The organism is Nocardia sp. BMG111209 (genome assembly GCF_000381925.1).
Lineage (GTDB): Bacteria > Actinomycetota > Actinomycetes > Mycobacteriales > Mycobacteriaceae > Nocardia.
Map to the genome: position 1 here is coordinate 1,318,865 of NZ_KB907309.1, position 23,621 is coordinate 1,342,485.

The 23,621-nt window shown below is 70.2% G+C and carries 18 protein-coding genes; 5 read left to right on the top strand and 13 right to left on the bottom strand.

The window, feature by feature from the left end:
- Positions 1-129 precede the first annotated feature (129 nt).
- From G361_RS0137165 to G361_RS0137180, 4 genes are all read right to left on the bottom strand, one after another.
- Positions 130-4,551 (bottom strand): alpha-(1->3)-arabinofuranosyltransferase, encoded by a 4,422-nt coding sequence (locus G361_RS0137165; protein ID WP_155982043.1) that lies wholly within the window; start codon positions 4,549-4,551, stop codon positions 130-132.
- A gap of 180 nt (positions 4,552-4,731) precedes the next feature.
- The gene (locus G361_RS48885) at positions 4,732-4,902 is read right to left on the bottom strand and encodes a DUF2613 domain-containing protein (protein ID WP_019932229.1); all 171 of its coding nucleotides are present in this window, start codon (positions 4,900-4,902) and stop codon (positions 4,732-4,734) included.
- A gap of 121 nt (positions 4,903-5,023) precedes the next feature.
- On the bottom strand, positions 5,024-6,133 hold the full coding sequence (locus G361_RS0137175) for an isochorismate synthase MenF (RefSeq protein ID WP_019932230.1): 1,110 nt from the start codon (positions 6,131-6,133) through the stop codon (positions 5,024-5,026).
- Between the two features lie 72 nt (positions 6,134-6,205).
- Positions 6,206-6,697 (bottom strand): universal stress protein, encoded by a 492-nt coding sequence (locus G361_RS0137180; RefSeq protein WP_019932231.1) that lies wholly within the window; start codon positions 6,695-6,697, stop codon positions 6,206-6,208.
- Positions 6,698-7,123: 426 nt separating this feature from the next.
- Here G361_RS0137180 and G361_RS49975 point away from each other — a divergent pair, with 426 nt between their 5' ends.
- On the top strand, positions 7,124-7,570 hold the full coding sequence (locus G361_RS49975) for a hypothetical protein (RefSeq protein WP_196814720.1): 447 nt from the start codon (positions 7,124-7,126) through the stop codon (positions 7,568-7,570).
- Positions 7,571-7,575: 5 nt separating this feature from the next.
- Positions 7,576-8,937 (top strand): ADP-ribosylglycohydrolase family protein, encoded by a 1,362-nt coding sequence (locus G361_RS0137190; protein ID WP_196814721.1) that lies wholly within the window; start codon positions 7,576-7,578, stop codon positions 8,935-8,937.
- A gap of 8 nt (positions 8,938-8,945) precedes the next feature.
- Here the strand turns inward: G361_RS0137190 and G361_RS0137195 are convergent, their stop codons facing one another.
- Positions 8,946-9,542: a TetR/AcrR family transcriptional regulator gene (locus tag G361_RS0137195; protein ID WP_019932234.1), complete on the bottom strand. Its 597-nt coding sequence runs from the start codon at positions 9,540-9,542 to the stop codon at positions 8,946-8,948.
- Positions 9,543-9,602: 60 nt separating this feature from the next.
- Between G361_RS0137195 and G361_RS46065 the strand changes: the two genes are divergently transcribed.
- Positions 9,603-11,054 carry an MDR family MFS transporter gene (locus G361_RS46065; protein WP_019932235.1) on the top strand — a complete coding sequence of 484 codons (1,452 nt, stop codon included), beginning with the start codon at positions 9,603-9,605 and terminating at the stop codon, positions 11,052-11,054.
- Between the two features lie 9 nt (positions 11,055-11,063).
- Here the strand turns inward: G361_RS46065 and G361_RS0137205 are convergent, their stop codons facing one another.
- Together G361_RS0137205 and G361_RS0137210 are read right to left on the bottom strand one after the other, a co-directional pair.
- Positions 11,064-11,864, bottom strand: a complete 801-nt coding sequence (locus tag G361_RS0137205; protein WP_026343969.1) for a transglutaminase family protein — start codon at positions 11,862-11,864, stop codon at positions 11,064-11,066.
- 140 nt (positions 11,865-12,004) lie between these two features.
- A complete protein-coding gene (locus G361_RS0137210; protein ID WP_026343970.1) occupies positions 12,005-13,354 on the bottom strand; it encodes an acetyl-CoA C-acetyltransferase in 1,350 nt (449 codons plus the stop codon).
- A gap of 186 nt (positions 13,355-13,540) precedes the next feature.
- Here G361_RS0137210 and G361_RS0137215 point away from each other — a divergent pair, with 186 nt between their 5' ends.
- Both G361_RS0137215 and G361_RS0137220 read left to right on the top strand, forming a co-directional pair.
- Entirely contained in the window at positions 13,541-14,902 is a 1,362-nt protein-coding gene (locus G361_RS0137215) for a 3-oxoacyl-ACP reductase (RefSeq protein ID WP_019932238.1), read from the top strand.
- A complete protein-coding gene (locus tag G361_RS0137220; protein ID WP_019932239.1) occupies positions 14,902-15,771 on the top strand; it encodes a MaoC/PaaZ C-terminal domain-containing protein in 870 nt (289 codons plus the stop codon). The genes G361_RS0137215 and G361_RS0137220 overlap by 1 nt, the downstream gene beginning before the upstream one ends.
- Positions 15,772-15,895: 124 nt before the next feature.
- Here G361_RS0137220 and G361_RS0137225 read toward each other — a convergent pair whose 3' ends face one another.
- From G361_RS0137225 to G361_RS0137250, 6 genes are all read right to left on the bottom strand, one after another.
- Positions 15,896-16,495: a TetR/AcrR family transcriptional regulator gene (locus G361_RS0137225; RefSeq protein WP_026343972.1), complete on the bottom strand. Its 600-nt coding sequence runs from the start codon at positions 16,493-16,495 to the stop codon at positions 15,896-15,898.
- 144 nt (positions 16,496-16,639) lie between these two features.
- On the bottom strand, positions 16,640-17,809 hold the full coding sequence (locus G361_RS0137230; RefSeq protein WP_019932241.1) for a glycoside hydrolase family 3 N-terminal domain-containing protein: 1,170 nt from the start codon (positions 17,807-17,809) through the stop codon (positions 16,640-16,642).
- Between the two features lie 112 nt (positions 17,810-17,921).
- The gene (locus G361_RS0137235; protein WP_019932242.1) at positions 17,922-19,118 is read right to left on the bottom strand and encodes a damage-control phosphatase ARMT1 family protein; all 1,197 of its coding nucleotides are present in this window, start codon (positions 19,116-19,118) and stop codon (positions 17,922-17,924) included.
- Between the two features lie 34 nt (positions 19,119-19,152).
- Positions 19,153-20,181, bottom strand: a complete 1,029-nt coding sequence (gene gnd, locus G361_RS0137240) for a phosphogluconate dehydrogenase (NAD(+)-dependent, decarboxylating) (RefSeq protein WP_019932243.1) — start codon at positions 20,179-20,181, stop codon at positions 19,153-19,155.
- Positions 20,182-20,407: 226 nt separating this feature from the next.
- On the bottom strand, positions 20,408-21,490 hold the full coding sequence (locus tag G361_RS0137245) for a DUF4185 domain-containing protein (protein ID WP_019932244.1): 1,083 nt from the start codon (positions 21,488-21,490) through the stop codon (positions 20,408-20,410).
- 187 nt (positions 21,491-21,677) lie between these two features.
- A complete protein-coding gene (locus G361_RS0137250) occupies positions 21,678-23,513 on the bottom strand; it encodes an acyl-CoA dehydrogenase (RefSeq protein WP_019932245.1) in 1,836 nt (611 codons plus the stop codon).
- Positions 23,514-23,621 lie beyond the last annotated feature (108 nt).

A 23,621-nucleotide genomic window follows, 5' to 3' on the forward strand; every position in this document is an offset into this window, starting at 1 on the left:
GCGGACGGCCGACCGATCACACCGCCGGCCCGGCAGCCACACCGCACGCCGTGCCACAGCTGGCAGTTACCCGTGACCGGGCAGTGGCGGACCATGACCGCTGCTCGGGACAGTTCGTGTGGCGGGCGATCAGGGGCGGTCGCGGCGACGGGGTGGGAGGGCGGCCAGGCCGACTGCGATCACCCCGAGTATCGCGGGGAGCTGTACCCACAGTGAGCCGCCCAGGTAACCGCCCGGGGACCGCCAGGTGCCGGTGGACAGCGCCGCCTCGGCGAGACAGACCCCGAGCCCGGCGATCAGTGGCAGCGCGCGCGTGTAGCGCGGCGCGACGTGCTGGACGATCAGCCCGGCGAGGGTGGCGGCCATCGCGAACGGTCCGGCGACCACCAGCATGGCGGCGGTCAGGCCGAGTGCGCCGAACAGGCGGCTGCGCTGGGCGCGCACCGGATCGTCCTCGGCCGTCGCGGGCCCGAAGAAGCGGCGGCGGCGCGGAATCGTCAACAGCGCCAACGGGATCAGCAGGGCCAGACCGTCGCGGATCGCGGTGCGGTACCACTTGTCGGCGGGGAAATCGACGGTGATCGGACCGTGGGCGTCGGCGGGCACGACCCAGCCCTGCTCCCAGCCGTCCACCACCACCGGCGCCAGCGCGTGGCCGTCGGCGGTCCGCGCGTGCCAGTCCACGTTGGTGCTGACCGGCAGTACCAGCAGCCGAGTGCCCGGGTCGGTGGTCACCGGGTGCGGCGCGATGTCGGTGTCGTCCAGTGTCAGCCGGTCGACGGTGAACAGTTCCGAGGGTGCGACGGTGACGTCGACCCGTCCGGCCGGCAGCGGAATCGCCTCGGGCCGTTGACCTCCGGGGGTGCAGTCGCCGCCGTCCGGGCCGGAGACCAGGGTCGCGTCGCCGGAGCATCCGGGTGCGGGCCCGGAACCGTTCGCCGCCATGCCGATTCGGGCCGGACCGTCGACCCGGTCCGGTACCGCGGCGGATGTGTCGTCGGAATCGGAAGGGTCCGTGGCGTTTTCGTCGGTCCCGGGAGACGTCACGGGTGGGGTGGTCGCGCCGGCGTCCGCCCCCGGATCGCAGACCCGGGCGGGAACCGGTGCGCCGGTGCGCAATTCGTCGAGAGTGCCGGTGACCGTGGTGTGCACGGTCCGGCCCGCGAGGCTGATGACCGGCCCGTGCGCGCAGTCGACGGTGACGGGTCGGTCGCCCGGGACCGGCGGCGGGTAGTCGGGCCCGAGGACCGTCACCTCGGCCAGGCCCGGCGGCGGCTGCTGCGCGAAGCCGAGGCCGTTGCGGTCGAGCAGTGTCCGCCAGGCATCGATGCTGATCTGGATGCGGTCGGTCACGTGCGGATGCAGGTCCAGCCAGATCGGGAAGCCGCCCGGCACATCGGGATTCAGCTCCTGCACCTGCGGGCCGTCGCCGAGGTTCACCGTGACCGAGGTGGGCCGGGCGGGGACGTCGCCGATCGGCGGTGTCACCATCAGACCGGTCACCAGCGACGGGTGCGGCAGCTCCACGGTGAGGGTCGGTTTCGCGCCGGTGCGGTCGCGAACCGTCTCCTCGGGCGCGATCCAGCTGGTGGCGTTGTTGTCGTCGGTGGCGGCGAAGGCCGCACCGCGCACGTCGCCGACGTCGGCGCGACCGCGGGCGACCGGCCGGTCGCGATCGGTGAGCAGGGCCGCCAGCGCCGGGCCCTGCCGGGTGCGGACGGTCAGTCGCGGGGTCACGTCGGTGGCCGCGGGCACCTGCAGGGTGCGTTCGAAGGTGCCCGGTTCCTCCGGCGACAGGGCCAGGCCCTTGCTGCAACGCACCCGGCCCGGAGTGTCGAAACATCCGTTGCGGCCGGGGAATTCCTGTCCGAGATCCCAGCCCTGGACCCGGGTGCCCGGCGGTGGCGCGGGCAGTACGGTGCGGTGCCGGATGTCGACGGTCACCGGCGCGTCCCGGTCGCTGTAGTCGTCCAGGCTCAACTCGCTGACGCCGAATTGCCCACCGGGCGTGCCACTCTCGGTGCGGGTCGCGGTCACGGTGATCCAGTCGGTGCGGCCGACCGGCAGCGAGACCTGTACCGGCACACCGGGTGCGCTGATCCGCGCGGCGACGGTGCCGTTCGCGGTGCGGACCTCGATCCACTTCACCGGATCGCCCGCGGCCGCGGCGGTGGTGGTCACGTGCAGCACCCCGGCGGTGACCGGATGGTGCAGGTCGAGCCGCAGCCACTGGCCGAGCGCGGTCTGCGCGCTGTTGCTCAGCCAGGCGGTCGCGGGGCTGCCGTCCACCGCGGCGGCGGTCGAATTGGCCGGGGACGCGGCGCCGAGCTGGGTGGCATCGCCCGCGGAGCTGGAGGCGGTGACCGTCGCCCCGGACCATTCACCCTGCACCAGCGGTTCGTCCGGCACCGGATAGTCGGGCACCAGATTGTGGGTGCGCCGGGGATCGGTCGGGGCCCGCAGCGCGGAGCTGTGATTGTCGACGCGACCGAAGTCGGTCTCGCGGTTCATCGGCGTATCGGTGATCGTGGTGGTCGCGCCGGTATCCGGCTGCCCGGCAAGGGAAGTACCTGTCAGCCCGGCCCGCGCGGCATCGGCGGTCAGCAGCATCGGCCCCCGGGCCGCGGCGGGATCGCGGCGCAGCCGTTCCAGCACCTCGGGCCCGCCCTGTACGACCGGCACGGAATCCAGGGGAACGGTGTAGGCGCCGGGGAAGCCGCTCGGCGCCCCCGGCCCGCTGCGCAGATCCGCCGGTGTGCCCGGTCGCGGCGCGTCGACCCGGAAGATCTCGATCGCCGGATAGGGCGGCCGCAGGTCGCCGTCGACCACGATGTCGTCCGGATGCCCGATCGATTGCAGCCCACCGAATTCCGCCACCCGGGTCAGCCCCGGTGAATGTTCGATGGCCTGATGCGCCAGCAGCGGCCGGGTCGACCGGGAGGTGTCGGGGTCGAGATCGTTGCGCAGCACCAGGATTCCGATGCCTTGATCGATCAGCGCCGGCGCCAGGCCCGCCGAGGGCCGGCCGTCGGCGATCAGTCGCTGGATCGAATCCATGGCCCGGATCGCCCCCGGCGGCACCAGCGGAATCGCGTCGCGCACCGCCCATTCGGTGCCGGCCAGCGCCTGCAGCGGTTCGTCGCGGGTGAGGCCCCAGATCTGACTGCCGAACGGCGCGCCGGGCACCACCAGCGCGCGGGTGTCGGAAGCGTTGTGCGCCAGCCAATCCGCGGTCTGCTGCCAGTAGGCCGGTACCCGGTCGTAGGCGCCGCGCGGGGCGAGCTTACTGGTCCAGGCCAGCGAGGTGGACAGCATCAGCGCGGTCAGCACCAGCATCGTCACGGCCACCATGCGATCGCGCTCAGGATGCGCGAACGCCTGCCGCCAGCGCGTGAACGGCACCGAGGCGGGCAGCGGCACCCGCCGCAGCAGATGGGCGAGGCCGATCACCAGCGGCATCCGGATCAGCGGTTCCAGCTTGTGCACGTTGCGCATCGGCGCCCCGGTGGAATCCAGGAAGATCCGTACGGTCTCGGCGAACGGCCCGCCGAGTTGCCCCTGATATCCGGCGCAGATGCCGATCAGGCCGACGATCAGGATCAGCGCGAACCGGCCCCGGTGCGGCATCGACCGCGACGCCAGCCCGGCGATTCCGGCGGCGGCGAGCAGTCCGGTCGCGAGCACCGCAGCCGGCTGGGTGACCAGCACCGCGCCCGCGATGCGCTCGGGGGAGACGAACGGGGTCCAGCTGTCGGTGCCGCGCAGCACCTCGCCGAGGGTGGCCCATTCGGTGGTGACGCCGGAGGATTCGATGTAGTCCAGGAACGGCGGGCTCACCTTGCCGAGCAGCACCAGCGGCACCAGCCACCACACGACCGCCGCGACCAGCAACGGAATCCACGCGGCGGTGAACCGCAACCAGCGCCGATCCGGCCGATACGACCCCCACCACAGCACCGCCGGCAGGAATCCGGCCGCGGTCGCGGCGGCGTTCACCGAACCCATCAGGGCCAGGGCCAGCGCACTGGCCGCCGGTGAGGTGGCGCCGCCGGCCCGGTCGCCGCGCGAGCGCCGCGCCATCGCGAGCGCGGCCGGAGCCAGCAGCACCCAGGGGGCCAGCATCATCGGCAGCGTCTCCGACGAGATCGAGCCGAGGGTGGTCAGCACGCGCGGCGACAGCGCGAACGCCAGACCCGCGATCACCCGGGACCCGCGGCTGCCGATGCCGAGCAGTTCGCACAGCCGGACGATGCCCCAGAATCCGGTGAGGATCAGCAGCGCCCACCAGATGCGCTGGGTCGCCCAGCCCGGCAGGCCGAGGACGTGCCCGAGCGAGAAGAAGGCGCCCTGCGGGAAGAAATAGCCGTAGGCCTGGTTCTGCACCTGACCCATCGGGGATTGACTGCTCCACAGATGCGCCGAGCGCGCCAGCAGCCCGAGCGGATTCTGGGTCAGATCGTATTTGGTGTCCGCGACGCTGAGACCCGGTGACTGGACGAAGGTCAGCGCGAAGGTGAGGACGACGGTGCCGAAGAACCAGCGTCGCCCCAGCGGTTCGGCATTCGGCGGCGGATCGTCGCGGCGCGGCCCGCCGCCACCGGCGGGCGGGGCCGGCGGTGGCGTGGCGCGTTCGCGTTCAGCGACGGTCGCCGTGGTCACGCCGACGGGCGGGCGGCCGCCACCTCGTCGCGCGGGTGTGCGGCGCGAACCTCGACGAGGCGCGACATCCGGTCAGCGACTGCCGTATTCGACATTGTTGAGCAGCGACGACCCGGCGGCCCCGCTGCGGTCGACCTCGGGCCGGTGGCTCTGCTGGGCGGCCGTCGTGACGATGAGCACCGCGATCGCGCCGACCAACGCTCCGACGACGGCGCTGACAGCGCCCGGAACGGCAAAATTCATCGCGGACTCCCTAATGAGGCTCGATGCATGCGATGTGGACGCATGTGACGCAGACCGACAAATGTCATCGGCCAACCTACAACATCGCCCGGAGATCCGGCCGCCGACGCGGCCACCGGCGTCAGGGGCGGGAGTCGACGCGGTCGGGGACCGCACAGTCCAGCGCGCCGAGCAGGGTGCGCAGTTTGGCGGTGGTCTCGTCGAGTTCGGTGTCCGGATCCGAACCCGCGACGATGCCGCCGCCGGCCCAGGCCCGCAGCGCGCGGCCGTCGGCGGACAGTTCCGCGCAGCGGATCGCGACCACCCATTCGCCGTCGCCGGCCGCATCGCACCATCCGGCCGCGCCGCCGTAGAAGCCGCGCGGCTCCTCGCCGGTCGCGATGGCCGTCAGCGCCAGTTCGGTCGGGGTGCCGCAGACCGCCGGGGTGGGATGCAGCAGTACCGCGAGATCGAGCGCGGTGATCCGCGGATCGCGCAGCCGTCCCCGGATCGGGGTGGCCAGATGCCAGACCTGTGCGGTGCGAACCAGTTCCGGCTCGCCGGGCACGCTCAGTTCCCGGCACACCGGCCCGAGCCGTTCCCGGATCCAGTCGATGACGTACGCGTGCTCGGCCCGGTTCTTGGCGCTGGCGAGCAGCTCGCGGCCGCGGGCGGCATCGTGCTCGGGGTCCGGATGCCGGGGCGCGGTACCGGCCAGCGGATGCAGGGTCACGGCGTCGCCGTAGCGCGCGACCAGCACCTCGGGCGTGGCGCCGACCAGGGTGGCGCCGGGCCGCCCGGCCGGGGTCAGATCGACGGCGAAGATGTTCGCGCGCGGATGGCGGGTCAGCAGGTGCCCGGCCAGCACCACCGGATCCAGCGGCGCGCCGGCCTCGGCGCACAGCGACCGCGCGGCGACCACCTTGCGCAGCGGTTGCGCCGGATCCGACAGGAGCTCGACCAGTTCGGTCACCCGGGCGATGTGCTCGGCGGGTGCGGGGATCTCGGCGACGATCCGCACCGGCGGCAGTTCGGGCAGGGCCGCGGGACGCCACGGTCCGGCGGTGTGCTCGGCCCGCTCGGGCACGGTCAGCGCCGCGGGCTCCCGGGGATCGAACGCCAGGGCCCCGACCACCAGCTCCGCCGTGCCGTCGCGCAGCGCCGCGGCCGCTCGCTCCGCGTCGTCGAACGCGTGCCGGGTGCCCGTGGTCCGCAGTACCGCACCCGGCTGGGCGAGCAGGAATCCGTCCATAGTGTCCCGACCATAGCTCCGGGCGGGGCCGTGCGGGCCGCGACAGCGACCGATCTCTCACTGTGGCAGGTATTACGCGCGCATCCGGGCGCCCGGTGAGCGGGCCGGTGGCACCAGCAGGATGGGCCGGTGGCAATGTTTGAGCACCGCGTCGGCCACGCTGGAGCGCAGCAGCGCGCGCAGTCCGGTGTTGCCCCGGGTACCGGCCACGATGATGTCGGCGTTCAGCTCGTCGGCGACCGCGACGATGGCGCTCCAGACGGTGGTGGTGCATTCGACGGTGCGGCCGCGCGGCCGCATCCCGGCCAGTTCGGCCAGCCGCACCCCCTCGGCGTTGACATGTCCCGCGTCGACCCGGGCGACGTCGTCGAGTTCGTCGTCGGCCAGCCATTCCTGCTGGGCGAGTCCGGACAGGCCCGACAGCCGGCCGGTCTGCCGGACCATCGGTTCCCAGGCGGTCACCACCACGGTGGCGGTCGCCGACAGGAATCGGCCGGCGTATTCGACGGCGCGCCGGGCGTCGTCGGACCCGTCGTAGGCGATGAGTACGAGATCGCACGGCATGACGTGCCTCCTCGGGTGGGAGTCCGGTCTCGCCCAGAGCGTAACTCGGCGGCGGTCGCAACCGGAGCGTGCTGCGACATCGGAATTCTGGGATTGTTTCCGCCGGGCCCGCGGATGATCGGAAAAACAGCGGGAATGCGCCGGTATCCGGGCCCGGCCATTTCGAGCGTATCGAAAGTGGATACCCGGATTCGAAGCACCCGGAAAATCTGGGACGACCGTCCATTATGCACCCGGTCGGCATCTGTGGTATCACCAGCGTTGGGAGGCATGCCCCGTATCCCCAGCGGGACAATAACGTTCAGGACAATTCTCATAGGGTTTACCGAAAACCCGCGCGGTCCCGGTCAATTGGGTTTACACAGGGATTCGGCGTTCGATACCGGACGCCGGCGACGGCTCGGGTGGCATCGGGGAGGTCGGTTCTTGCGGTTGGAAGAGCTTGCAACACCACATGATTGGGCGGCGGCCTATCGTTCGCTGTTCGGACTGCCGCGGGTCCATGTCACCGGACCGGGCTACGTCGTGCTTCCCCTCGTCGACTCCGTGGCCGCGGTGAACACGCCGGAACCGCTGGGCGCGTTGATTCTCGGTGAATTGACGGTGCGCGGGATTCCCGGACCCGTTCTGGTGCGGGAGAATCCGCCCCGACGCACCTTCCTGGCCGCCTTCGACGGGTACCCTGAACAGGAATGCACTGTGCGACTGGAGCGTTACGGCGTGGATATCGGACCGCATCGCAGCAATGTCATCCTGCCGACCGGGTTCGGCCGGCACACCCATGAAGGGCGGTGGTGGGCGCGAGCCCCGCAGCGCGACGAATCGCTACCGTTGTTGTCGGAAGTCGTGGCGGCGGTGACGACCGTCGCGTGAACGCCATGGATCCGATCGACCCGGCGGGGTTCACGCATCCCGAGGCCGATCCGCGAGCGCTGCTCTACTTCGAGTGGTTGCAGCGCCGGGAATCGGGTTGTGCCGTGGACGATTTCGCCGAGGAGGTGCGCGATCTGGCGCGGGCCGAGCCGCCGCGGGCCGCGGACTGCTGGCGGCTGCTCGCCCGGATGGAATCGGCGCCGCGCGATCCGAACTGGCCCTACGACGAGGACCCCGCCGACGATCCGCAGAGTACGGATTCCGATGCGGCGGTGGCGGAATCGTCGCCCCCGGGTGCGCCGCCGGCCCGGTTCTACGACCGGATCCTCGGCGGCTGGCTGGGCCGCTGCGCCGGCAGCACCCTCGGCAAGCCGCTGCACAACGGCCTGCGCTGGCCGCCGCAGCGGATCCGCGCCTATCTCGAACGGGCCGACGCGTACCCGCTGACCGACTACGTGCCGGTGCTCGCGCCGATGCCGGAGGGTTACGAACTGCGTTGGGGCTGGCCGGAATCCACGCTCGACCGGATCGACGGCTGCCCGCGCGACGACGATCTGGACTACCCGGTGCTGGGACTGCACGTCCTGGAACAACTCGGCATCGACTTCACCGCCGAGGAACTGGCCGGCGAATGGTTGCAGCGGCTGCCGTTCCTGCAGACCGCCTACGCCGAACGGGTCGCGTACCGCAATCTCATCGACGGCCTGCAACCGCCCGACACCGCGCGGCGGCGCAACCCGTACCGGGAGTGGACCGGGGCGATGTCCCGCGCCGACATCTACGGCTACGTCTACCCCGGCGACCCCGGCGCCGCATCGCGGCTGGCGGCCCGCGACGCGCGGCTGTCGCACACGGGTAACGGTGTCTGGGCGGCGATGTGGGCGGCCGCGCTGGTCGCCGCCGCGTTCACCGCCACCGACGCCCGCGACGCGATGACCACCGCGCTGGCGGTGATCCCGGAACACTCCCGGCTGGCCGTCGCGCTGTCGCAGGTACTCGACGACCACCGCCGCGGCATCGGCTGGGACCGGGCGACGGCCACCGTCCACGCCCGCCACGACCACTACCCGTGGAGCCACGCGATCCCGAACGCCTGCCTGGCGGCCATCGGAATACTGTGGGGCGCAGGCGATTTCACCCAGACGATCGGACTCACGGTGCAGGCCGGCGGCGCCGCCGGCACGACCGGGGCCACCGCGGGCTCGGTCTGCGGAGTGCTGCTGGGCGCCGCGGCGATTCCCCCGCACTGGACCCGGCCGCTGGACGACCGCCTGCGCAGCGCGGTCGCCGGATACGACGGTGTCCGGATCTCCGATCTGGCCCGCCGCACCTTCGACCTGTCCCGCCTGCACGTACTCGGCCGCTGACGCCGGGTCTACGGCCGCACCAGCGGCATGAAGACCTCGTCGACGATCGACTCGATCACCGCGTCGGGTACGGGTGCGAGGGTCATCAGCAACTCCTGGCGGTACAGGTCGAAGGGCACCCCGATCACGCGCGGACTGAGTTTCGCGGGATCGACCTCGCGCCGTTCGAGGGCGCGGGCGAGCAGGGTGTCGACCGCGTGCCCGCGACCGGCGAGGAACATCTCGCGCAGTTCGGCCAGGCTGGTGCCGGTCTCAGCGAAGTAGCCCGACAGTTGCAGCGCCATCATGATGCCCATCTGCGCGCGCGAGCGATTCGCGCGCCGCAGCAGTTCGACCAGATCGTCGCGCAGTGAGCCGGTGTCCGGGATCGCGACGCGCTCCTTCCCGCCGACGTGGAGCACCGCGGCCCGCACGAGTTCGGGTTTCGTGGCCCAGCGCCGGTAGAGCACCGCGCGGCTGGTCCTGGCCCGGTCGGCCACCGATTCGATGGTGAATCCGGCATAGCCGACCGCGGCGAGCTCGTCCCAGGCGGCGTCCAGCAGCGAGTTCTCCAGCGCCGCGCCGCGCCGTCGCCGTGGGGGCCGAGCCTCCTCGTTAAGAGTCATTGTGTTTCTTACTCCCGCGTCCTACTCTCAAGATACAGAGCGTTTCTAACGGAGGTGCGCATGTCCGATCCGCAGGCCGGAACCACGGAGGTCGACCCCGCGGTGTGGCGCACGGTGTGGACCGTGCTCGTCGGCGGGATGGCGGTGCTGTTCGACACGACGATCGTCGCCGTCGCCCTGCACACCCTGGCCGGCGAGTTGCACACCTCCGTCGCGACGATCCAGTGGGTCACCACCGGATATCTGCTCGCGATGGCGATGACGATCCCGATCGCGGGCTGGGCGCAGCGGGTGCTGGGCGCCAAACGACTGTGGATGATCGCCCTCGTGCTGTTCCTGGCCGGTTCGGTGCTGTCGAGTCTGGCATGGAGTGCGGCCAGCCTGATCGCCTTCCGGGTCGTGCAGGGTGTCGGCGGCGGCATCCTGATGCCGCTGATGTCGACGATGGTCATGCAGGCCGCCGGCGGTCGCGGCCTCGGCCGGATCATGTCGGTGGTCGGGCTGCCCGCGGTGCTCGGCCCGATCCTCGGCCCGGTGCTCGGCGGCCTCATCCTGCAACATCTGCACTGGTCGTGGATGTTCTGGGTGAACGTGCCGTTCTGTATCGCGGGCCTGATCCTCGCGGCGGTCTTCCTGCCGGCGGACGGTCCGATGCGCCGGGTGCCGTTCGACCTCGTCGGCTTCCTGCTCATGGGTCCCGGCCTGGTCGCCGTGCTCTGGGGGCTGTCGAACACCGGTAAGCCGGGCGCCTTCTCCCGGGCCGACGCCCTCGCTCCGCTGCTCGCGGGCCTGGTGCTGCTCGCCGTCTTCGCCGCCTGGGCGCTGGCCCGCGGCGACCGCGCCCTGGTCGATCTGCTCCTGCTGCGGCACTGGTCGCTGGCCTCGGCGTCGCTGCTGCTGTTCCTGTCGGGCATCACCCTCTACGGCGCGATGCTGCTGATGCCGCTGTACTTCCAGGATCTGCGCGGCGCGACCGCGCTGCAGGCGGGCCTGCTGCTCATCCCGCAGGGGGTCGGCACCTTCGTCTCCCGCTCGTTGGCCGGCCGGCTCTTCGACACCGTGAGCCCCCGCCTGCTCACGGCCGGTGGATTCTCGATCGTGCTGGCCGGCACCCTGCCGTTCGCCCTCGCCGGCGCGCACACCGGCGAATGGCTGCTGACGGCCGGGCTGCTCGTGCGCGGAATCGGCCTCGGCGTCGCGACCATACCGCTGATGGCACTGGGCTTCCGCGGTCTGGACCGGCACGAGGTGCCCGACGCGAGCATCGTCACCCGGATCGCGCAGCAGGTCGGCGGGTCGTTCGGCACCGCGGTGCTCGCGGTGATCCTCACCGGCGCGATGACGACCGCCGGCTCGGCCACGGAACTCACCGCCGCCTTCCGGCAGTCCTTCTGGTGGGCCATCGGATTCACCGCCGCCGGCGTGCTGATCGCCCTCATCCTCCCCGGCCGCGTCGCGACACCCGCGAACGCCGCTACGGCCGCCGACGAGGCCCCCGTACCCGCCCGTTGAGCGCCGGCGTCACCACATCGAGATCCGGTCGGTGCCGTTGTCCGGCGGCGGTGGTTCGTCGGCCGTCGCCGTCACGGACATGCCGGTGAGGACGATGTCGCCGCCGTGGTTGTCGAGGAACGCGACGTCGGACGCGTCGCGGCCGGTGGCGATCCGGACCATGGTCAGCCGCGGGGCCAGCCCGGTGGCATCGACGATGCGCCAGCCGCCCTCGTGGTAGACCTCGGCGACGGCGTGGAAGTCCATCGGGACGCATTCCGGCGCGTAGACGGCCACCAGGCGGGCCGGGACGTTCAGTGCCCGCAGCAGTGCGACGACCAGGTGCGCGAAATCGCGGCACACGCCCGCACCGGAGAGCAGGGTCTCGGCGGCGCCGTCGATGGGATCACTGCTGCCCGCCACGTAGCTGATCCGGGACCCGACCCAGTTCGACACCGCCACCGGCAGATCCGCGCTGGCGACGTAGCCGAATTCGGTGGCCGCGAAACCGAGGAACTTGTCCGATTCGGCGTAGCGGCTCGGCCGTAGATAGACCGACAGATCGTAATCGGAAGTGGGCACGACGAATGCGTTGTTCCGTACGGTCGCGTCGTACCGGACCCGCAGATTGCCACTGTCGCAATCGATCTTGTGGATGCGAGTGCCGTGCGGCCCGAGGATCTCCTGCGGGCCGACGGTCCTGCCGTCGAGTTCGAACGACAAGGACTCGGTCACGTCGAGTCCCTCCTGCCGAGCGACCGTGATCTGGAATTCGAGGATGCTGGGAGCCTGGATCTCGATGTCCAGACTGGTGGACACGTCGCGTTTCACCACATGATCGTCCCGCGAAAACCGGTCGGGTGCTCATCGGGCGCATCGGGCCGCGAAAGAGGTGGTACCCGGGCCCGTCGCCCCTGGACCCGGGTACCACCATCCTTTCTATCGCGTTTCCGCGCGGAAAGGTTTCTCGATCAGCGTTCCACGATCGCGACCACGCCCAGGCCGCCCGCCGCGCAGATGGAGATCAGCGCACGTCCGGAGCCCTTCTCGGCCAGTTGCTTGGCGGTCTGGGCCACGATCCGGCCGCCGGTGGCGGCGAACGGGTGACCCGCGGCCAGCGAGGAACCGTTGACGTTGAGCTTGCTCCGGTCGATGGCGCCGAGCGCGCCGTCGAGGCCGAGCCGCTCCTTGCAGTACTGGTCGGACTCCCACGCCTGCAGGGTCGCCAGCACCACCGAGGCGAAGGCCTCGTGGATCTCGTAGAAGTCGAAATCCTGCAGCGTGAGGCCGTTGCGGGCCAGCAGCCGCGGCACCGCGTAGGTCGGCGCCATCAGCAGGCCGTCCGGGCCCCAGACGTAGTCGACCGCGGCGACCTCGCTGTCGACCAGATAGGCCAGCGGGGACAGGTTGCGCTCGGCGGCCCATTCCTCGCTGCCGAGCAGGACCGCGGAGGCGCCGTCGGTGAGCGGGGTGGAGTTGCCGGCGGTCATGGTGGCGTCCCCGGCCTTGACGCCGAACACCGGCTTCAGGGTGGCGAGCTTCTCCAGCGTGGAACCGGGACGCAGGTTGTCGTCGCGGGTCAGGCCCAGGAACGGGGTGATCAGATCGTCGAAGAAGCCGCGGTCGTAGGCGGCGGCCATATTGCGGTGCGACAGATAGGCCAGCTCGTCCTGCGCCTCGCGGGCGATGCCGAATTCCTTGGCGGTGATCGCGGCGTGTTCACCCATCGACAGGCCGGTGCGGGGTTCGGCGTTGCGCGGGATCTCGATGCCGACCATGCTCGGCCGCAGCCGGCCGACCAGCTTCACGTAGTCGATGTTGCGCTTGGCGCGGTTGGCGTCGAGCATCCAGTCCCGGGCCGCCTCGCTGACGCCGATCGGCGCGTCCGAGGTGGTGTCGGTGCCGCCGCCGACGCCGGCCTCGATGCGGCCGAGCGCGATCGCGTCGCCGACCGTGACGACCGACTGCAGGCCGGTGCCGCAGGCCAGCTGGAGATCGTGGGCCGGGGTGTAGGGGGACAATTCGCTGCCGAGCACGCTCTCGCGGATCAGGCTGTGCTCGCCGAGTCGTTTCAGCACCGCGCCGCCGGTGACCATGCCCAGCCGTTCGCCCTGGAGACCGAAGCGGGCGACCAGCCCGTTCAGCGCCGCGGTGAACATGTCCTGGTTGGAGGCGTGCGCGTACTTGCCGTCGGAGCGGGCGAACGGGATCCGGTTGCCGCCGAGGATCGCCACGGGACGGGTCTGCCGGGTGCGCGCATCGGTGCCGGTGGCCGCCGTGCGAGCTTTGCTGGTGGAAGCCGTGCGGGCCTTGGTTGTCACTCGAGTCTCCACTGTCTCGTCGGGAATGTCCGGGTTCGGGGCGGTCGTCGCGGTCCGCGCCCCCATGCCATCGGTTTACTTTAAACTTACTCCGGAGTAAGTTCATTGTCGACACCGGCCGATTCGTCCGGCCCGGCCGGTCACCACCGACATCGGACCCGCGAAATCGAGGAAAAGGTAGGAACAGTGGCAGCGAGCAAGAGCAAGGGCGCCCCCAACCTCTACGGATCGTTCGTGCACTCGGCCCCCGGCGCGTTCCTGGCGAGCAAGCTGGGGCTGCCCAAACCGGAGACGCTGCGCCGCTACCGCGCGGGCGAGCCGCCGCTGCCCGGTCCGGTACTGCTGGGCGGTAAGGGCCGTACGGCCGACGCGGTGCGAAACCTGTTGCCGGACTACACCTTCGTCGATGCGCTGACCCCGGGCGTGAAATTCGGCGCGCTGGTGTTCGACGCCACCGCGGTCGGTTCGGTGGCCGAACTGGAGCAGCTGTTCACCTTCTACCAGCCGGCCATGCGCAGCCTCGCGCCCTCGGGCCGCGTGCTCGTCGTCGGCACCACCCCGGAGCTGGCCGCGAGCGTCGAGGCGCAGATCGCGCAGCGCGCGCTGGAGGGTTTCACCCGCAGCGTCGGCAAGGAGCTGCTGCGCGGCGCCACCTCGAACCTGGTCTACCTGCACCCCGAGGCCGCCGCGGCCGCGACGGGCCTGGCCTCCACGCTGCGCTTCGTACTGTCGGCGAAGTCGGCGTTCGTCGACGGCCAGGTGTTCCGGGTCGGCCGTGACGATTCCGCCGCCCCCGAGATCGACTGGGATCGGCCGCTGGCCGGCAAGGTGGCCGTGGTCACCGGCGCCGCGCGCGGGATCGGCGCCACCATCGCCGAGGTCTTCGCCCGCGACGGCGCCACCGTGATCGTGGCCGACATCCCCGCGGCGGGCGAGCCGCTGTCGCAGACGGCCAACAAGGTCGGCGGCACCGCGCTCGCGCTCGACGTCACCGCGCCGGACGCCGCGGACCGGATCGCCGAATTCGCCACCGAGCGGTTCGGCGGCCTCGACATCATCGTGCACAACGCGGGCATCACCCGCGACAAACTGCTCGCGAACATGGACGAGGGCCGCTGGAATTCGGTGCTCGAGGTGAATCTCGCCGCGCCGCACCGGATCACCGCGGGCCTGGTCGAGAAGGGCGCGCTGAAGTCCGGCGGCCGGGTCGTCGACGTCTCCTCGATCGCCGGTATCGCGGGCAACCGCGGCCAGACCAACTACGGCGCCTCCAAGGCCGGCGTCATCGGCATGGTGAACGCCGAGGCGCCGAAGCTGGCGGAGCACGGCGTCACCATCAACGCGGTCGCCCCGGGCTTCATCGAGACCGCGATGACCGCGGCGATTCCGCTCGGCACCCGCGAGGCGGGCCGGCTGCTGTCCTCGCTGTTGCAGGGCGGGCAGACCGTCGACGTCGCCGAGACCATCGCCTACTTCGCCAGCCCGGCCTCGAATGCGGTGAGCGGCAACGTCGTTCGCGTGTGTGGCCAGGCCATGATCGGAGCATGATGAGCTCCGGCGACACCACGATCTCGCTGTCGGAACCGCCGAAGACCGGCAATCTGTATCTGAAGGCGGCGCTCGGTGCGGTTCCGCTGCTGTCGGCGCGCCGGTCCGAGATTCCGGACCGGGCCGTCGAATTGTCCGGCGTGCGAGTCGATCCCGATCAGCTGGCGGCCTACTGTCACGCCACCGGCCTCCGGTTCGGGGACGCGCTGCCGCTGACCTATCCGTTCGTGCTGACCTTCCCGCTGGTGATGTCGCTGGTGGTCGCGCGCGACTTCCCGTTCGCCGCCGTCGGCGCGGTGCACGCGGAGAACCTCATCGAGCGCGGTCGGGACATCTCGGTGAGCCAGCCGCTGGACATCCGCGCGCATGTGGAGAATCTGCGGGAACATCCGCGCGGTCTGCTGGTCGACGCGATCAGCGAGATCAGCGTCGGCCGGGAGCGGGTGTGGCGGCAGGTGACCACCTTCCTGCATCAGCAGAAGACCTCGCTGTCGGGTGGTCCACGGCCGGAACCGAAGCCGGACGAGGTGCCCCCGCCGCCGCTGCGCACCCTGCGGGTCGACCAGGCGCTGATCCACCGCTACGCCGCGGCCTCCGGCGATCGCAATCCGATCCACATGTCGGGGCTGAGCGCGCGGGCCTTCGGCTTCTCGCGCGCGATCGCGCACGGAATGTGGTCGGCCGCAGCGATTCTCGGCGTGATCGAGGGCCGGGTGGCGGCGGCGACCACCTATTCGGTGAAGTTCGGCAAGCCGATCCTGTTGCCCGCCACGGTGAACGCCTACGCCGAGCGCGCCGGCACCGGCTGGGATCTGTCGCTGAAGCACCCGAAGAAGGGTTATCCACATCTGACGGCTACGCTGCGCTGAAGCTTCGGCCCGCCGGGGGGATCGGACCCCGGTGGGCCGGGGTGAGCGGGTCGCACACCTTCTCGGCCGCCCATCGGATCGCATGGGGGATCCGATGCGCCGCCGAAAAGGTGTGTGGCCCGACCTATTCGGGCTTCTTGCGGCCGGCCAGGCCTCGCCAGGCCAGATCGTCGAGCAGATCCACCGCGTCCGCGACGGCGACCTCGCCGCTGGCGATGCGGTCGGCGATGGCCTCACCGGCCCCGATCACCGCCACCGAGACGATGTCGAAATTGGTGCCCGGCTCGGCGTATTTCGCATTGGATTCCAGCAGTTTCCCGGTCAGTTCGATGACCCGTTCCCGGCTGTTGGCGATCTCGGAGGCGAACGGTTGCTGCCCCAGCGCCTGCCGGTAGAGCACCTGCCAGGACAGCCGATTCTGGTCCACATAGGACAGGAACGCCTCGAGTCCGGCGCGGAGTTGTTCGTGCGGTGTCAGCTTCGGATTGCCCGCGACCGCGACCGCCTCGATGAATCGGATGCTCTCGCGCTGGATACAGGCCCGGAAGAGTTCGTCCTTGGATCCGTAGTAGAGATAGAGCATCGGCTTGGAGATCTTCGCCTCGGCGGCGATGGCGTCCATCGACGTATCGTGATAGCCCTTGCGGGAGAACACCTCGACGGCGGCATCCAGCATCTGCTGCTCACGAACCGCTCGGGGAAGCCGCTTCGTTCCGCCTGCCATTCACTCTCCTAGGACATGATCGAAACCCTTATCTTACTCCAGGGTAAGTTTTGTGTGCCGGGCTTTGCCGGACAGTCGCAGGCTTGTGATCATTCACCACAGTCGCGACTGCCGGCCGATCGGGTCCTGGCGGCGGATACGGGCTCAGCAGTGCAGCGGAACGCCCTTGAAACGGGCCAGTCGCAGCACCGAGGCATCCACCTGGGCGGCGGGCAGCTTGCCGGACTTGACCTCGTCCTCGAGGTGGTCCAGCACCTTCGACACCGCATTCGTGCTGATCCACAGCGCGCTGTCGGCGCCGGCCTCCAGCGCCGTGGCCACGGCGTCCTCGATATCCATCCGATTGGTGATCGCGGCCATCCCGCTGAGGTCGTCGGTGAAGATCGGCCCCTCGAACGGCGCGGCGCCGTACCCGGTGCCCTGCCGCAACAGCGCCATCGCGCGCGGGCTGATACTCGCCGGAACACCCGAATCGGTGAGGCCGGGCACATCCAGATGGCCGACCATGACACCCGCGCCGGAGCCGACCAGATTGCGGAACGGCACCAGATCGACCTGCTGCAACCGATCCAGCGGCGGCGTCTGCACCGCGCCCTTGTGCGAATCGCCCGAGCCGTGGCCGTGGCCGGGGAAATGCTTCATCACCGCGCCGAGCCCGGCATCGTGCAGCGCCCGGATCATCGCGTCGGCGAAGGTGGTCACCACATCCGGATCGGTGGAATAGGAGCGGTCGCCGATGACGCTGTCGTCGGGCTGATCGCTGACGTCGACATCCGGCGCGAAATCGACGGTGATGCCGAGATCCCGCAGCGCGCGGGACCGGGTGAGGGTCGCCTGGTAGTAGTCGTCCGCGGACATGGTCTGCGCGGCCACCCGCGCCGAGGGCGCCTCCCCGATCAGGTTGCCGACCCGGGAGACCCGGCCGCCCTCCTCGTCGATGGTCACCATCAGCGGCACCCGGGCCAGCGAGGTGACCTGATCCATCTGCTTGTTCGAGACCATCGCCTGATCGGTCCAGCCGCCGACGAAGATCCCGCCGACCTGCTCGTTGCGGACCACGGTCTGTGCGTCGGCGGTGTTGGTGACACCCACGGTGAGCAGCTGCGCCAACTTCTGCCGCTGGTTGAACTGGGCGAGATAGCCTGCGGCGCAATCGGGTTGGGCCGTGGCCGGTGCGGCGTCCGCCGTGCCCGCAGCGGCCGGCGCACTGCTGGTGCCGCCGGCCGGTGTGGTCGCGGTACCGCCGCCGCCGTGCGAGCAGGCGCTCAGGCCCAGCGCGAGCACAGTGACCACGATCCCGGGAATTTTGCGCATAATTCCCGACCGTAGTCGGCCCGCGCGCGTCCGCCTACTGCGACACCGTTGCGCACCGCGTGTCGGCCGGTAGCGGATGCCGTGTCGCGGACGCGGCGGCATCGCGCACACCTCAACGGGCGCACTGGATCAGGGCGTGCTCGCCGTTGCTGCGCCACGGCCGGCCGGTGGCGTCCAGCGCGGCGACGCGGTCGGCGGTCAGGCCGGTGATCACGTCCGATTTCAGCGTGCGCAGCGCCGCCACCGGCGTCGGGAAATACCCGGCGCGCGCCGCGAACGGAGTGGTCGGCGGCAGATATCGGTCACCGACCAGCCGCCGGTAGTTCAGGTCACCCTTGCACACGGTGAGCGCGGCGCCGTCGAACGCGGCCCGCAGATCGTCCGGCATCTCGTCGAAACCCGCCGGGGCACAGAAGAATTCGTGTGTGCGCACCGACAGTGCGCCGGTGCCCGACGCCTGCCACAGCCGATCGCCCAGTTGCCCGGCCGCGGTGCCGGCCCCGGCCGCACGCAACCGCCGCAGCGCGCCGAGCAGATCGGTCATGGTGGCGTCGGAGGTGAAATACGGTTGCGGCTTCAGCCAGAGGGTCGCGGTCGCGACGGTCCCGGTGACCAGGAGATGGTCCAGCAGGGCGAGATCCGGCAGCAGCTCCCGTCCCGCGTTGTCGGCGATCAGGTGCAACCGGCCCGCCGGCGCCGCGGCGAGCGCCGCCCACAACTCCTCCCGATCGTCGGCCAGGAGCCCGTCCGATCGTCCCGTCGACCCGGCGACCAGCCGGAATCCCAGATCGGCCTGATTACCCCAGAGCGCCGACATCAGCAGCGCGTCCCGTTGCACCGGTCCGGCGGCCGAGGCCAGTTCGTCCAGCGCCGCGAGTTCGGCCGTGACCTCGGCGCCGGCGAGTTCCGCGTCCTTGGTGGGCCCGAACGGGTCGATCCCCTGCCAGACCCCGGGCCGGAAATAGCCCACCGCCTCCAGCAACCGCCGATAGAAATAGCTCTCGGCCCACAGGAACGGCAGCTCACCCCACGGCCGCCCCCACCACGGCGCACCCCACCGATCCCACGAGGGCGCGTCGGCGGCCGCGGTCCGCAACGGCCGCACGGTGCCGTGCAGCGTCTCCGCGAGCAGCTCGCGCAGGGCCGTCCGCTCCGGCGCACCGTACGGATGCGCCTCGAGCACCCGCTCGATCAGCGTGGGGTGCCGATCGTGGAATACGCTGCGCGCGAAGGTTCCCGGCGTCCCGGCCAGGATCACCGGCGCCGTGTCGTCCCATTGCTCGTCGGTCCCGCTCCGGTGATCACCCACCCGGCCGATCCTGCCGTACCGTCCGCACCGCGGGTTATCCGGAGGGCAGCTCGTTGTGCCCGCCGAAGGCCTTGCGCATCGCGGAGAGCACCTTGTCGGCGTACAGGGATTCGCCGCGCGAGGAGAAGCGCTGGTAGAGGGCGGCGGACAGGACGGGGACGGGGACGCCCTCGTCGACGGCGGCGTGGAGGGTCCAGCGGCCCTCACCGGAGTCGGAGACGCGGCCGCCGAAGGATTCCAGGGACGGATCGGCGTGCAGCGCCTCCGCGGTCAGGTCGAGCAACCAGGATGCGACCACCGAGCCGCGCCGCCACAGTTCGGTGACCTCGGGGACGTCGATGTCGTACCGGTAGTGCTCCGGATGATCCAGCGGCGTCTCCTCCGCGGAGTGCTTGTCGGACAGCACCTTTCCGATACCGGCCTTGTGCAGGATGTTCATCCCCTCGGCATAGGCCTGCATCGCCCCGTACTCGATGCCGTTGTGCACCATCTTGACGAAGTGTCCGGCACCCGCGGGACCGCAGTGCAGATAGCCCTGCTCGGCGGGGGACGGATCGCCGGTGCGGCCGGGGGTGCGCTCCGCGGCGCCGACGCCGGGGGCGATCGACCGCAGCAGCGGTTCGATGTGCCGCACGGTGTCGGCCTCGCCGCCGACCATCAGGCAGTAGCCGCGTTCCAGGCCCCACACGCCGCCGGAGGTGCCGATGTCCAGGTAGTGAATGCCCTTGGGCTGCAACTCTTCCGCGCGGCGGATGTCCTCATGGTACCGGCTGTTGCCGCCGTCGATGATGATGTCGCCGGGCTCCAGCAACTCCGCGACCTGGTCGATCACGGCGCCGGTCGCACCCGCGGGGATCATCACCCACACGATGCGCGGTTTCTCCAGCAGTGCGACGAATCCCTGGTAGTCGGTCGCGCCCCGGAAGCCGTCGCCGAGTTCCGCCGCGAACTCCGCGATCTGGTCCTCGCGACGGGCGTAGCCGACGGCGTTGTGCCCGTCCTTCACGATGCGGCGCACGATGTTCGCGCCCATTCGTCCGAGCCCGATCATTCCCAGCTGCATAAACTTCTCATCTCCTCGAGTCGTCCGAACTGCGGTCCGAGCTCACCGTGGCGGTCCGGCAACGATCCGGACCGCCGCCTGCGGCAACCCGCCTCGATTCTTCCTCGTCCGGCGTCACCGGCGCGCGGCGATGTAACGGCTCGCCGTCGGGGCCCGATATCCAGATCGGTACCGTGCGGTTGCCAGACCCCCGACCCGGCAACCGCACGGGCCTCGTACTCCGGCCCTACAGCGGCGTTCGCATCAGCACCACGTTGTACTGATTGTGGATCGTGAGCAGGAAATACAGGTCGCGCCCGGTTTGATACGGGTAGATCATCGGCGCGTACTGGGTGGGCAGATCACGGGAGTCGATCAGTTGCCGCGGCTCGCTCCACGGGCCCTCCGGGTTGGGGGCGGTGCGCAGCACGACCGAATTCGCGCCGTCGGTGGTCATCATGACGTACTGGTGCAGGTAGTCGTTCCATTGCACGGACAGTTCGGCCACATCGCCGACGATGGGTGCGGCGACCTTGGCGTCGCCCGGCTTCCAGTTCTTGCCGTCCCAGTACTCGTAGGCGTCCATATTCGCGACGTCGGCCTCCTTGGCCCGGGAGACGAAACCCGGATTACCGCGCCCGGAGGGGGTGCCGTAGCGGTAGACGTAGCCACCGGCCTTCAGGAAGGCGTTCTGCTGGAAGTTCTCGAAGCCGTCCTCGTTGGCGCGGCGGGTGGTGGGCAACTGCGCCCAGGTCTGCCCGTCGTCGCCGGAGACCGCGAGGGTGGCGAAGTTCGTGGTCCAGTGCCCGTCGGCCTGCCATTCGTGCACCGACATCAGGCTCAGGTACTGCACGCCGTTCACCGAGACCCCGGCGGTCGGGATGAAGCTGACCTCGATACCCGGGATCTTCGGGCTGGGCAGGGGATTGTCGACGAAACTCGAGTAGTGGACACCCGCGCCCGGATCGCCGGGCGCGCTGCGGAAGATCACGTTCGACCGCCAGGCCCACAGGCTGCCGGCGAGCAGATTCGGCACGCCGAGTCCGGCCGTGTCGCCGTAGACGGTGAGCATCTGCCCGCGCCCGTCGTCCCACATGATGCCGAGGTCGGTGCCGATCACGTTGGACTGGTCGGTGTGGTTCGGACTGTTCATCCCGGTGGCCTGGTAGATCGCCTGGGTCGCCCCGTGCAGCTGCGGCAGGCCCACGGTGCCGTTGAGCACCGGAATGGGGTTGATGTCGTTGGGGTTCGCGTGTGCCGCACCGAGGCCGCCTGCCAGGAATACGACCGCCGCGCTGACCCCGGCAAGTGCGGACAGTCGTCTGGTCATCAGTCAGCGCTCCTTCGTCGTCGGCCGCCGGTTATTCTGCCTCTTCCGCGCTCGCGATGTGAGCCTTGCACAGCCGAATTTTTGCGCTCAGGTTACCTACGTCACGGTTGCGAATCGATTGCTGTAGAACGATAACGGCCCCGCAGCCGGACTCGGATTCCGGGTGCGGGGCCGATATCTGCCGACGTCAGAACGCGGCTTCGTCGAGCTCCATGATGTCGTTGTCGAGGTTGGCCAGCACGGTGCGGATGGCCGTCAGCGCGGGCAACTGATTGCGTGCGAAGAACTGTGCGACCGCGATTTTGCCGGTGTAGAAGTTCACATCCGCACCCGTTGCCCCGTTGTCGAGGGCCTTGATCGCGATCTCGGCCTGCTGCAACAGCTGCCAGCCGATCAGCAGATCGCCGACCGACAGCAGGAACCGCACCGAACCCAGACCGACCTTGTACAGCTCGCTGGACTCCTCGCCGGCGCCGAGCAGATGCCCGGTCAGCGTGGCGGCCATGGCCTGCACATCCTCGAGCGCGGTGGCGAGCAGCGTGCGCTCGGCCTTCAGCCGGCCGTTGCCGCCCTCACGGTCGATGAACTTCTGCACCTGACCGGCCACGTGACCCAGGGCCACGCCGCGGTCGCGGGCGATCTTGCGGAAGAAGAAGTCCTGCGCCTGGATCGCGGTGGTGCCCTCGTACAGCGAGTCGATCTTCGAATCGCGGATGTACTGCTCGATCGGATAGTCCTGCAGGAAGCCGGAACCGCCCAGGGTCTGCAGCGATTCGGTCAGGTACCGGTAGGCCCGCTCCGAGCCGACGCCCTTCACGATCGGCAGCAGCAGATCGTTGACCCGCGCGGCCAGTTCGGCGTCCGCGCCGGACACGTGCTCGGCCACGACCACGTCCTGATGGGCGGCGGTGTACAGGTACACCGCGCGCAGGCCCTCGGCGTACGCCTTCTGCATCGCCAGGCTGCGGCGCACGTCGGGGTGGTGGGTGATGGTGACGCGCGGGGCGGCCTTGTCCGACATCTTGGTCAGGTCGGCACCCTGCACCCGCTGCTTGGCGTAGTCCAGCGCGGTCAGGTAGCCGGTGGACAGGGTGCCGATGGCCTTGGTGCCCACCATCATCCGCGCGTGCTCGATGACCTGGAACATCTGCGCGATGCCGTTGTGCACATCGCCGACCAGCCAGCCCTTGGCCGGCACGCCGTGCCCGCCGAAGGTGACCTCGCAGGTCGTGGAGACCTTCAGGCCCATCTTGTGCTCGACGTTGGTGACGAAGACGCCGTTGCGCTCGCCCTTCTCACCGGTCTCCGGATCGAAGTGGAACTTCGGGACGAAGAACAGCGACAGGCCCTTGGTGCCCGGTCCGGCGCCCTCGGGGCGGGCCAGCACCAGATGCATGATGTTCGGGAACAGGTCGTCGGAGTCGGCGGAGGTGATGAACCGCTTGACGCCCTCGATGTGCCAGGAGCCGTCCTCCTGCTTGACGGCCTTGGTGCGGCCCGCGCCCACGTCGGAGCCGGCATCCGGCTCGGTGAGCACCATGGTGGCGCCCCAGCCCTGCTCGACGGCGAGCTTGGCCCACTGCTTCTGCTCGTCGGTGCCGTTGTCGTAGAAGATGTTCGCGAAGCCCGCGCCCGCGGCGTACATGAACGCGGCCGGCTGCGAGCCGAGGACCAACTCCGCGATGGCCCAGTAGGCGGTGCGCGGGAACGGGATACCGCCGAGCTCCTCGGCGATGCCCAGCTTGTCCCAGCCGCCCTCGGACAGGGTGCGGTAGCTCTTCTTGAACGACTCCGGGAGCTTCACGCTGTGCGTCTCGGGGTCGAAGATCGGAGGATTGCGATCGGCGTCGGCGAACGATTCACCGAGCGGGCCCTCGGCCAGCCGGCGTACCTCGGTCAGCATGTCCTTGACGGTCTCCGCGTCGAGATCGCCGAACGCGCCGGACTCGAGGATCGATCCCAGGCCGAGCACCTCGAAGAGGTTGAACTCCAGGTCCCGGACGTTGCTCTTGTAGTGACCCATTTTTGTTCTCTCCGTTGAGTTAGGTGCGGTCGGTTCCTTCTGCCGTTCCCGCCCGTTGTCCACCGAATCCCTCGCCCCTGGCGTTGTGCCGTCGGTTGATCGGCGAGG